The organism is Mucilaginibacter sp. dw_454 (assembly GCF_018449775.1).
Taxonomy (GTDB): domain Bacteria; phylum Bacteroidota; class Bacteroidia; order Sphingobacteriales; family Sphingobacteriaceae; genus Mucilaginibacter.
Genome location: NZ_JAAVVB010000008.1, coordinates 25,016 through 37,257 on the forward strand (window position 1 = coordinate 25,016; position 12,242 = coordinate 37,257).

Consider the following 12,242-nt stretch of genomic DNA (forward strand, 5'->3'; position numbering starts at 1 on the left):
GAATTATATTAATGCTTGACAAATTTCTTCGCCGTTGCGAAACCTTCCTGATTGACACCTTCTGATTTAAATACTTTTATTAAGGTTAGCCACAAGATCTTTATATCCAACGAAAAACTTATATGATCGACATACCACACATCAAATTTAAATTTCTGTTCCCAGCTTATTGCATTACGGCCATTTACTTGCGCCCAACCAGTAATACCTGGTTTTACCTCATGCCTACGTTTTTCTGTTTGATTATACAAAGATAAGTATTCTACCAACAAAGGACGGGGGCCAATCAAACTCATATCTCCTTTTATGACATTTAACAGCTGCGGCAACTCGTCTAACGACGTTTTACGAGCAAATTTACCTATTTTGGTGAGGCGTATTTCATCAGGCAACAAATTCCCGGAAGCATCGCACCTGTCATTCATAGTTTTGAATTTTATAACTTTGAAAATTCTCGCATTTTCGCCCGGGCGGGGTTGAAAGAAAAACGGCGAGCCCTGGTTAGCTATACAAAGCAATAAAAGCACCAACACAAATATTGGCAAAAGAATAACAAATGCAATTACAGAAATAAACAAATCAATTACAGGTTTAAAAAAATCACGATATACCATGCTGTTTTGATTGATGTTGATATTCTTGCAATAATAGTGACCAAAAATGAGTCTGTTCGTAGCGCTCGACTATTATTTTCCGGGCGTTGCCTTTAAGCATTTCATAAAGTGGCTTATCGTTTATAAAACGTTCCATAGCATTTAGCAATACTTTAACGCTTTTAGTTGGGATGATCAGACCGTTTATTTCATTTTCAATTATCTCATTACAGCCATTAATATTGGTTACAATTGAAGGTAAATCAAAACAACCAGCCTGCATTGGGACATTTGGAAAGCCTTCCCGATAACTTGGAAACACCAACGCCGAACTTAGCTGCAAATATGGCCGCACATCATTTTTAAAACCGGCGTTTATAATAGCCGGATTGTTCTCAATTTCCTCTAGGCATTCTTTTGACAACGGATCTCGTTCTGGCTCAAATGGGCCAACAAGCAATAACCGAATATGCGGATACTTTTGATTTAAATTAGAAAATGCGCGTATAAGTTCTTCGATCCCCTTATCTTTTACCAATCTGCCGATAAAAATAAATGTAAAATTATCTTCTGCAATCAAAAATTCTTCTTTAAGCCGGTTAGCTTGTTCAATAATATCAGCAGTAGCTTTAAAATAATTGGTGTTTATGCCATTGCTACTTCCCTTGCCAATTACTTTAAGTTTATCGGGCTTGCAAAAGTTGTTTTTCAGAATAAATTTCTCCAGATTTTGTGAATTGGGGTAAACCTGACTTGCGCAGTAATACGTCAATTTCTCGGTTAATTCTAAAATTTTACGCTTAAGTCCACTTGTCTCCATTAGTGGTAACCCAGCTACAGTATGCAGTCGTACCGGTACGTTGGTAATTCGAGCGGCTAACATTCCTAAAAGGCCCGCTTTAGGTGTATGCGTATGAACAATACCGGGCCTTAATCTTTTAAAAGCTTTAATTAACTTAATTAACGAAACCACGTCATTTAACGGCGATATGGTTCTCTTCATGTTTATCGCCGTATAAGAGCTTGCTTCCCGTTGTGCTATTAAAGGCAATTGCTCATCTTCAGAGCTTATCATATGCACGTCAAAATTATGCTCATGCATATATTTGAGCTGGCCGGTTAAAAGCTTATCAAGCGATAAGGGAATAGTGGTAATACGTATAAGTCTACGATTTTCTTTTTGTTGACGCGTAATCACTTTACTGAATAACCTCCATCAATTTTTATATTTTGCCCGGTAATCCATCTGCTGTCATCTGATAAAAGAAAGGTAATTAACGGAACAATATCCTCTGTTTTTCCTATCCCCAATGGATGCATGTCGATGATAGCCTGTTTATTGCTATCGTCTATTAAAGTGAATAATTGTTGAGCCATGGGTGTATCTACTATTCCTGGAGAGATAGCATTTACTCTTATTTTTCTTGACGAAAACTCTAAAGCCGCCGCTTTTACTAAACCAAGTATAGCTGCTTTAGTAGCACAATAACCGGTTTTTCCTGCCTGGCCAAGTTCGCCCATTACCGACGACAAGAAAACAAACGAAGACATATCTTCGCATGATTTTTTTCTTGAAACTAACCGGAATATTTCAAATAATGAGTTAAAGTTGATATTAAATAACTCGGCAAGTTTGGCCGGAGTGTACATGCTAAGTGGTAAAGTTTCTTCTTTCCCGGCACAATAAACCATCCCATTAAATTTACCGTATTTGGCAACAAATTCTTCTACAGCATTTCCAAGATCCAGTGGGGCGCCAAGGTCAACCGATTTAAAAAAAAAATTATCGGGATATTCTTCAATAATTTCCTGAACTTTTAAATTATCGCGACTTATCCCAAAAACATTTGAACCTGAATTTAGCAAAGACAGCGTAAGTGCTTTCCCAATACCAGATGAACAGCCGGTGATCAGATAATTCTTATTTGAGTTTATCATTTTTTATTACAATTTGATAAATCACTAATCAAATTTATCCACGCCAATCTTTTCAATAAGCGATTTTATTGTACTAATTTCTTTGATATCCTGGGCATTTAAGCCTACTCCAAAATTTTCATTTACATAAGCTATCAGAACCATTGCACCCATTGAATCCCATTCTTCGAGTTCCTTGATATTAGTATCTGCGGTTAAAGCAGAGGCTAGTTCCAGTTGCTCCTGTAAGTCGGCAATAAATTTTTCCTTTGTCATATATTAAAGTTTATTATCAATATTAATTAAGCCACCAGACCAGGATAGCCCAACACCAAACCCTAAAATAATTACTTTTTTTAATTCATCAGAGTCAAGCGATTCTGAATATCTTTTAAGAGCTATAGGTATTGTACAAGATACGGTGTTGCCACCATCCGATAAATCGTTATAGAAATTTTCAGGATTTACACCAATTATTTTCCTTAAAGATTCAAGCATAAAAGAATTAGCCTGATGAAAAAGAAAAAGGTCAACAGCCTCTTTTTCTATATTATTTGCAGCTAACACTTTTCTGTTAAATGCCGGAATTACAGACGATGTAAAATTAAATATCGCCGGCCCGTCCATAAATATGTCGTTGTCTGTATATAAGTTGCCAGAACCATACTGTTTATGTTCAGAATCAACATTAACCGCATTTTTAGCTCCTCCGTTTTTTATGATCAATTTATCATAACCAGAGCCATCTGTTCCAGATAAAAAATTACCTATTTGATCATTCTCTGCATAAGAAATCATTGTTCCTGCCGCTGCATCTCCAAATATTGCTTTATTTGACCGGTCTTCGTAATTTAAATGTTTTGAATAAGTTTCTGCGGTAACCAATAACACCTTTTTGGCCTGATTTGACTGTATTAGTGCTTTAGCCAGGCTTACACCATACGTAAATCCCGAACAACCTAAATTAAAATCAAGGGCACCTATGTCTGTGCGTAAACCTAACCTGTTTTGCAAAATGCAGGCTGTAGTGGGCAAAAGATATTCCGGACTTTGCGTGCAATACAGCAGGTAATCGATCTCGCTTTTATCAACCCGGTCAAATAATTTATTACATGCCCATTCTGCCAGGTCAAGGGCTGTCTCGTTTTCTACTACGTATCTTTGTTTTACGCCTATTTTCTTTTCAAATCTTAAAAAGTCATAGTCAGGATGGCTTTCGCCTAAATCTTGATTAGTAACGCATTTTGACGGAAAAATAAATTCAATTGCCTCAATTTTTGCCCCCATATTGTGATTATTAGCTATTTGGTGTGCAAATATAGGTATTGTTATACTGTATCAGAGTCTGCATAGCTCAAATACCAATTACTTCTGTTTTTTATTAAATGCTCATATTCGAGATTGAACGGGCGGGCACCAAAGTGCAATTCAATAGGTCTGAATTTTTCCGGAAGATCAAAAAATCTCATTTTTTTATAGACTTTATAATTTGGCGAATGTTCTAAGCACCAGTTTAGTATGCAATCAGCCTTCTCTTTTTTAATTTGATTAATGGCGTAATTAAGTAATGTACTTGCTGCTTGTTCTTCTTGCGGATCATAAATCAGATCCATGATATAACCTATTTTACCGCCATGCTTACCTTTTACTGTGTAAATAATAAAACCCTGATATGTTTCATCTAAATAGCAATGGGCAATCTTGTAGTTTTCATTCGGTTTTTGGTTGAACCTCCAATCCAAATACTCTTTGTCACGGTTAACACTTACACTAAAGCTCTCTGAAAATTTGGCCCACACTAAATTGACATCATTTGGAAATACCGCTGATTCTTCAATTCGATATCGCTTGTCTTTCCTGTAAGAAAAAGGTGATAAACTGATATCCGGTAAAAATTTCAAATATTTAATTCTGCTTGTAAAGTATTTTGTCCTGAGGGGTTTTATCAGAAATGGCAAAGGGTCTAATACATGCCATTTTAACAGTTTTTTAAAGCCTTTAAATGAATGTTTATTGGGGAAGCCGTATACTAAGTCTACCTCACCTTTCGCCCTGTTATAGGCTTCATTAGCAAGCTCAAAAAACAACCCGCTACCCCTATAGTCATGATCAATCATCGTGTCCATTGACTGCGATCCCAAAACGATAGCGTCGCCCATTTTGAACTTAACAAAAGCCATCGCATAGATGCCTGCAACTTTACTGGAAATCTTATTCTTAGCAATTAAAGCAGCCGACTTCTTTTCGGTATTATTGAGAAACTGCCATCTTATATTTTCTTCGTTTTTTGAGCTGCCATTATCGTCAAAGCACTTTTTAAGATCTTTTACAGTTGTTTCTTCTAGCTGGCTAATTAACAAGTCTTTCAAGTGCTAAGGTTTTTAAATGGTGAGCTGGGTTAGTTTTTATCCTGTATATCTTTAGTTCCTTCATAAGAGACGCTAACCTTTTTTCCACCGTCTGTAATGAAAGAGTTTCCTTGTGCTTTTAATGCGTTACCAACCATCGCCGAAGGCCCGACCATTTTAAGTGTGCCAGAAGGTATATGAACGTTGTTATTAAGAAATACGGCGTTAGGATTTTTAATAAAAATAAAGTACGATTTAATTCTTGCGCTACCAGTATAATAAAAAGTATTATCAGTAATTTTTACGATGTCTACACCCTTTGCATCCGGAGTAGAAACAACGCCGCTGGAGCTGCTTTTAATGATACAATGCTGTATTGTTACGTTTGCCCCGGCCACGCCATTAAAGCCGGCATAAACGCTACCTACACCACAATCAATCTCACAGTTTATCAAGTTAACACTATCCGCAGCAAGTAACATTGTACGAGCCGAAGTGCTGCCTTGCGCAGATATTTTACAATCTTTTAAAATAACCCCAGAACAATCCTGAGGTGCTGAGCATGCAAACTGATCGCCAAAATTATCTGTAAAAAAACATTGTTCAAAAACTAAGTTACTGGTCCTTTGAGCAGGCGTAGCCTTTCTGCATTCAATATCTACCCCTGCGGCCGGAGCATGAAATCCATAAGTACCTTCACTTTTACCCGTGTTAGCAAATCTGCAGTTTTTAAAAAGGCCATTTCTTAACCAGGTAATAGACATACCTTGCCTTGCATTATTATACGACTTGATATTATTAAAGTTGAAATTGCTTGACAAAGCGCCGCCAATATAAATTCCGTCCACCTCTGCATGATGGACAAAAACGTCGCTGATTTTAACATCCTGGCAGTTTAGCAATGAAATCAGATGGCCTTCCCCTTCAGCAACATCGTTATTTCGTGTTGTTTGGTTCACATTCCCGTTTATCTCCAGCGATTGAATAGTTAAGTGCGCACAATTTTCAAAGGCCAACGGTATAATTGCGTTTGTATTGCTATACCAAAACTTACTCCCTTTATGATCTGCATTCCTAAAAAAATTTCCGTTAACCGAAATTACAGCATGATCTCCCTTAATAGTCAAATTGGTACAGTTTTTAAACAGGATATCTTTTACATTACTTTTATCAGTATGATATTCAGCTATATAATAAGTGCCTGCAGGAATAAAAACAGTGCCCCCTTTATGTAAATTAATATAATTTGCAACGGCTATAAAAGCATTATAGTCATCTGTTTTCCCGTCGCCTTTAGCTCCGAGACTTTTTACATTTATAGAACCTTCCTGCCCTGGTGTATTAGCTTTTACCAGTGTGCTTAGAAAAGGGGCAAAGCAAAAGCATATTATAAAAATCTTTAATCTTAAATTTATCATAACTGAGTTATTTAGTGATTACATTGTATATATCATTCATAGATAAACTTTTCATACCGAATTTGTTTTGTAAAGTTTTATAATGGCTCACTATTATTTTCAATTCTTCATAACTCTCGGCCGGATAAAAACCAAAATTATGCGGGTGCCACCACAAATGATAACATTTATTAGACTTCGCAGCTACTGTCATTTCGCTTAAAATATGCTTTAATCGCATTTTATTTAACAGCTGATATTTTTGATTGTAGGGCCGTAAAAACCTGGATGCCGGTATTTGAACCGGCATACCTTCATTGGTAGCAATTTTAGTGATGTCAAAACAAGTGTTTATTGGCAAAAGACCATATGCATCTCCTGTTCGTAATATTTTTTTTAGTAACAACGCATTTGTACCCGTTTTCCAATGCCATGATGCCGGGTTACTTCTAACGGAAGTTACGCCTTGCTCCCAGCAAATTTTCAGATATTCGAAATTAATTTGATTTCTGGGAAATACCAGCGATTTTAATTTGACCCCTAACTCTGAAGCTAATTCTGCAGCAACAGCTAAATCTCTCGAAAAGTCCGCCGGAGTTTGCCCTGGTTCTAAACAGTAATAATGCGAGTATGTATGTGTGCCTAATTCCTGGTTTTTTGCATTTATTATCTGTGACACCAGTTCGGGTGCGAATAACAACTGTTCAAGTTCTGCATTATTAAAGTTAGAAGAAAACCATTCATAAGAAGACACTCGCTTGTTTTGATATTGAGGTAATTCATTGGGTTTCTTTTCTACCCATTGCTCTTTGTTCTGCAGAAACAACATGCCAACTGTGGCCCATGTTACATGTATGTCATTTTCTTCAAACAACGACAGCAACTGAGGGATCACCTTTTTTGTATTATGAAAATAATATGGTTTGTTAAAGGCTGTTTCTTTTTCGAAAACGCCCCAGTTTAATTCAAAATCCAGTGATATAATAAACGCTGATTCCATTGTGTTTTTATAAGTTCTGCATTAACTTAGCTCTTCTTATATCCAGTATTTTTCGCTCTGTTGAAAGTGCATACAACAGAATCAACAATAAGAATATCATAACCATGTTCTTCTCTCTTATAATGATACCCAGATTCGACAACGATGAAGATAACATCAATGTGCCGATTATAAAAAACATTGCCGAGAAATATATCTGAAAATTGTGCGCCCGTACTACTAATAACCTTCGCCTGGAGAACAATACTTTTATAGTTAAATAAAGGATGAGCAAATTTTCAAAAGAAGATATATAACCCAAAACGTTAGGAGAATCAATAAATAAAGGCCTGTACAAAAAGGTAAATATTTGTACAGGTAATGAATACGAAGCAAGATTTACCCCCGATCCGGAATTAGAAGAAAGCCGTTGAGAGCGATCCAGAGAGGTGGCGTTAAAACTTTCAATAGGGTCATTTATATCCACCTTTGTATACTCGAAAACCTTACCAATAGATAATGAAATTGCTATTATCATGAAAATACCTATGCCTATCCGCTGGGCTGTTGTTATCTTACTTTTCATAAATAAAATAACCAGCATTATGGCAACAAAAACGCCGAACACTATATGGGGCCTTATAAAAAACATAAGCAGCAATCCCAATACTATAACAATTAAACGTCTTCCAATTTTTTCCATTCCCCAAAAAACCACTCCTAACCCCAAAAAAAGTAAGGTATCCTTTCCTAAATAGCAGGTCCAAAAATGCATGTTAGGCAATAAAAAAACAAGGTATAATGCGTCTATCCTCAATATCTTTATTCTTCTGGAGGGAAGCAAATTATTGATAGCTATAAAAAAGAACATTGCGCCTAAAAAGCCGAACCAGCAAAAAGTAGCCATCACATCATAGTAATTCATACCTAACCATTTAATAAACGGATAGCCCGCGAAAAACATAAATGTGGTACCTATTCCAAAAAAGTCGAAAATATCACCAGAACGAGAATTCGCCACTTCATTGTAATAACGAACTGTATCAGACCCACTCATAGCTACGATACAATAGAGACCCCAAAAAAGAAAATGATAAATATTTAAAAAATTTAAAAACGTTTTATCTTTTCCGGAGATATTTAGCCTAGCAACTATAAAATACGTCAAAAAGCAAAATGTAATAATTATTAAGAGCGTTGAAATCATGTTAGCTTTAATACTAAATTATGCCATTTGTTACAAACAACGGCTTTGTCAAATTCACCAGATATTTTCTTTCTGCCGTTTTCTCCCATTTTTTCTCTTTCCTTAGTTGTTAATCTCATCATTTGCTGCATAGAATTCGATAAGTCTGTCGCGTCGCCGGCATTACATAAAATTCCGGTAGACCGGTCTTCAACAAGGTCTAAAACACCACCAACCTTTGTTGCAACTATAGCAAGCTCAAGGCTCATTGCTTCCATGATAGCGTTGGGCAAACCCTCAGATATTGAGGATAACACGAGTGAATCTGCTGCCAGATAAAAACGGTCAACGTCATCCCGTTTACCCATTAAGTCAATTTTGGTACTTAAACCCAGTTCATCAATGCGTTGCGAGGGCCACATCTGTCCTAATAAATTACCAATCATTATCAATTTAAAATCGCCCTGTAATTGCGCTATTGCCTGAAATAGTGTTTCATAATCTTTTTCAGGCCGGCAGTGGCCGACAAATAAGAACACAAAGGTATCGCCACTAATTTTCAATTCATTTCGTAATGCCTTCCTTATCTGTAATTTTTCATCATTGCTATAATTAGGCAACTGTATGATATTGGGGATATTGAGTGATTTATTCTTATCGACCAGCCCGTTCTTTATCATATTTTGTAACACAGAAAACGAATTCAATACCGTAAAGTTATCTGCATTGGTAGTTAGCTTACAAAGCACGTTTCGGGCTTTACTTCCAAAGGTGCCGCTTCTGATGGATGTGATCAAAGGATACTTCATTCGGTATTTACCTATTCTGGCTAAAATATTGGCGGTATATAGAAACGAAATGACAACATCAGGAGCAAATGATTTTACTATAGAAAAGTATTTGAAGATGTTAAGCTTAGACTCATCCATTTTTAAGGGTATAAACCGGATGTCAGACTCGCTAAGTTCTTCTTCAAACATATTCAACTTTAACATACTGATTATTAAAACTGAAAAACCTTCTCCATCAAAATATTTTGCCAGTTTAAACAATTGCTTTTCGGCCCCGCCTTTTCCAAAAGCAGTTGTAACAAACAATATTTTGCGTTTCTCGTCCTTCATTATAAAGAATCCTATTTAAGTTTATTTGCAAACAATACTCAATGTCAATAATTATCATTGATTTGAGGCGCCGAGGTTATTAAAGAGCCTAACTGCAGGCTGCAGAGTTTTATTTGCTCCGTTTTTTTATTTTATAAAGCTGCCACCAAATCCACGAAAAAATAATATCGGCCGCATTTTTTTTACGATTATATTTTAGTGCAAAATCGGGGGCAACAATATTTTTTTTAAATTTTATTATATCTTTTTCCAAAGCATCAAAATCTTTGGGCTTCATAACAGCGGGGTGCAAGCAGATAGTAAAAATGCCAAATGGCATTTTTTTAAATCGCCATAGTTGTTGCGGTACCCAATTAAATCCCTTATCCCGATAAGGTAATAACGATATACCGTCGCTTACCGTAGTTATGCTGGTTTCAAGACGTAAAGCCTCCAGCGTATTTTCGTCAAAAGAATGGGCCGGAGCAACCCAGGTTGTTACCGGGATTTCATTATCCAAAAATATTTGCCAGCCTTTCTTTATCTTTTCTCGCTGCTCTTCTATTGTAAGGCCCGTAAACTCTGATTTATTGTTAATTGGTATTAAGCCGCCGCCTGTGGTTTTGTAAACATGATCATATCCATGCAGTGCAATTAGCCACCCCTTATCCTGCCATTTTTTTACGCGCTGCCAAAAATGCGGGTCAACAGGTCTTGACAAAAAAGCCTGATCTTTATTATCTGGTATTACCGCAACTATTGGTTTTACCTCATATTTGTCCAGCAAAGTTTCTATAATATCCCAATTTATAGACATGGTGGGGCAAGCGTCGTCCATGCGGATTATATAGGAAGCACTCATAATATATTAATTGGTGTTATTAAGGTACTATTTTATGTTAAACTTTTTTCTTAAAGTATAATAATAAGCTACAACTATCGCTCTATCTTCTTTATTTGGTCGAAAGATCTCTTTTAATGATATATTGACTTCTTTTGAATAAACAATAATAAAAATTATGGTAGCTATGCTATAACTGATTGTCGACGCTAATGCCGAGCCGTTGGCCCCGTATTTTGGTATTAATATATAATTTAAAATTATATTAATTATAGCGGCAGGAATCATAGCCCGCATAGATAACCAGGGTTTACCCTTTCCGGCCAAGTCCATATTTAATATTCGCAACACTGTCAATAACAACACGCCGGGTATTAAAAGCCTAAGCACCGGAACGCTTAATGCAAATGCATTACCATACATCAAATTGATTACTATTCCTGATAACAAATAAAGCGCTATCGAGGCAATAATGATAGCGATGCTTGCGAATCTTAATAAACGACATACTTTAACTGAAAAGGCTTGTTTATCTGTTGCGCCGGCGCTTCTGGAAAATATAACCGCACCAACGAATAACGGTATTTGCCATAAAATCTCAACAATATTTACCCCTTTTGAATATATCCCAATTTCAAACGGGGTCGACATTTTTTCGAGCAAAACAATATCGGCCCTATAATTTAAGGCAAATATTAAAACCTCAAGTGCGTATAACAAACCCAAACTTAGCATTTGCTTAATTATTTGAACATCAAAAATCAAATCAAATGATACGATTGCTCTTATCTTGAAAAAAACCAGGATTGAAAGTATAAATGCCCCTGTAAAAGTTGCCCATAGGTATCCGGCAATACCTATATGAAATATAACTAATAACAAAACTGATAAAAAGAATGTCATTACAGCCGGGATCCAGCTAACTTTATTATACTCTTTAAGGTTTTGCTGCCCCAAAAAAATGCCGGAGCTGTAAGTAGTGTATAAAGAAAACGGAATAGTTATTATAGCCAATGTTATTAAGTACAACGGATAATTACCGGTAGAAAAATATTTGATTAAGATAAAGCAAACAGCGGTACAAAATACAGTCGTGAAAGCCCAGATAACGACAATAGCGCTGTAAACAGATTTTAACTCAAATTTATTTTGTCCAATAAAATAAGTTGCCGATTGCTGTATACCCATAGAGCCAATGCTCATAAAAAATAAAGGATAAACGGTCAATGCAGCTATAATTCCATTTTTTTCAGGGCCAAGGTATCTTGCTGTTAAAATAGATGTTGCAACGGTGAGTATTGTAACAACAACCCGACTACTCGCTAACGAAATTATATCTCGCAAAAAAGATGACTTCATCTTTCAACAATTTTGGCTGGGTTTCCTACTGCAATGGCATTTTCAGGCACGCTTTTGTTAACAACCGCGTTTGCGCCTACCTTCGCATTTTTCCCAATTGTGATGGCTCCGAAAATTTTAGCACCTGCAAATAGCTGGGCACTTTCCTCCACTACCGGATACCCGTTCTCCTCGCCCTTTCGCCCGCTCCGCCCCAATGTCACCTGCTGATATATCTCAACATTGTCTTTTATTATAACACCTTCACCTATAATTATTCCTAAAGGATGGTGTAAAAGCAAATTCTTACCAATGGTACATTTAAAAGAAACCTGGCAACCTCTTCGAATTTGTCGGTATTTGTAGTATCGATGAAGAAAATTCAGGGTCTTATGTTCAAGCAAATACTTTCCAATACGGTAATTTAGCAAGATCCTGAATGCAGGATTAAACAGATACACTCCAATTGCCCTGGCAAAGCTATCACCCCGATGATATAAACAATCAGATTTAATATCTTTTAATGTTTCTCTCAAGCGCATT

The 12,242-nt window shown here is 36.3% G+C and carries 13 protein-coding genes; all 13 read right to left on the reverse strand.

Annotation, left to right across the window (positions count from 1 at the left end; genetic code table 11):
* Positions 1-8 precede the first annotated feature (8 nt).
* The 13 genes from HB679_RS19250 to HB679_RS19310 all read right to left on the reverse strand — a co-directional run bounded on the left by HB679_RS19250 (position 9) and on the right by HB679_RS19310 (position 12,241).
* On the reverse strand, positions 9-614 hold the full coding sequence (locus tag HB679_RS19250; RefSeq protein ID WP_214073660.1) for a sugar transferase: 606 nt from the start codon (positions 612-614) through the stop codon (positions 9-11).
* Positions 601-1,695, reverse strand: coding sequence for a glycosyltransferase family 4 protein (locus tag HB679_RS19255; RefSeq protein WP_255547671.1), 1,095 nt, complete (start codon positions 1,693-1,695; stop codon positions 601-603). The genes HB679_RS19250 and HB679_RS19255 overlap by 14 nt, the downstream gene beginning before the upstream one ends.
* A gap of 92 nt (positions 1,696-1,787) precedes the next feature.
* On the reverse strand, positions 1,788-2,531 hold the full coding sequence (locus tag HB679_RS19260; RefSeq protein WP_214073662.1) for an SDR family oxidoreductase: 744 nt from the start codon (positions 2,529-2,531) through the stop codon (positions 1,788-1,790).
* 24 nt (positions 2,532-2,555) lie between these two features.
* A complete protein-coding gene (locus HB679_RS19265; protein WP_214073663.1) occupies positions 2,556-2,786 on the reverse strand; it encodes an acyl carrier protein in 231 nt (76 codons plus the stop codon).
* Positions 2,787-2,789: 3 nt separating this feature from the next.
* A complete protein-coding gene (locus HB679_RS19270) occupies positions 2,790-3,797 on the reverse strand; it encodes a ketoacyl-ACP synthase III (protein ID WP_214073664.1) in 1,008 nt (335 codons plus the stop codon).
* Between the two features lie 41 nt (positions 3,798-3,838).
* Complete coding sequence (locus HB679_RS19275; protein WP_214073665.1) at positions 3,839-4,879, reverse strand: GNAT family N-acetyltransferase; 1,041 nt, start codon at positions 4,877-4,879, stop codon at positions 3,839-3,841.
* A gap of 29 nt (positions 4,880-4,908) precedes the next feature.
* Positions 4,909-6,276, reverse strand: a complete 1,368-nt coding sequence (locus tag HB679_RS19280; protein WP_214073666.1) for a right-handed parallel beta-helix repeat-containing protein — start codon at positions 6,274-6,276, stop codon at positions 4,909-4,911.
* Positions 6,277-6,283: 7 nt separating this feature from the next.
* Positions 6,284-7,255, reverse strand: coding sequence for a polysaccharide deacetylase family protein (locus HB679_RS19285; RefSeq protein WP_214073667.1), 972 nt, complete (start codon positions 7,253-7,255; stop codon positions 6,284-6,286).
* A gap of 7 nt (positions 7,256-7,262) precedes the next feature.
* Positions 7,263-8,291 carry a hypothetical protein gene (locus tag HB679_RS19290; protein ID WP_214073668.1) on the reverse strand — a complete coding sequence of 343 codons (1,029 nt, stop codon included), beginning with the start codon at positions 8,289-8,291 and terminating at the stop codon, positions 7,263-7,265.
* Positions 8,292-8,437: 146 nt separating this feature from the next.
* A complete protein-coding gene (locus HB679_RS19295) occupies positions 8,438-9,541 on the reverse strand; it encodes a glycosyltransferase (RefSeq protein WP_214073669.1) in 1,104 nt (367 codons plus the stop codon).
* Positions 9,542-9,650: 109 nt separating this feature from the next.
* Positions 9,651-10,382, reverse strand: a complete 732-nt coding sequence (locus HB679_RS19300) for a DUF2334 domain-containing protein (RefSeq protein WP_214073670.1) — start codon at positions 10,380-10,382, stop codon at positions 9,651-9,653.
* A 27-nt stretch (positions 10,383-10,409) separates the two neighbouring features.
* Positions 10,410-11,720, reverse strand: a complete 1,311-nt coding sequence (locus tag HB679_RS19305; protein WP_214073671.1) for a polysaccharide biosynthesis C-terminal domain-containing protein — start codon at positions 11,718-11,720, stop codon at positions 10,410-10,412.
* A complete protein-coding gene (locus HB679_RS19310) occupies positions 11,717-12,241 on the reverse strand; it encodes a hypothetical protein (RefSeq protein ID WP_214073672.1) in 525 nt (174 codons plus the stop codon). Before HB679_RS19310 ends, HB679_RS19305 begins: the two co-directional genes overlap by 4 nt.
* Between the last annotated feature and the right edge of the window lies 1 nt (position 12,242).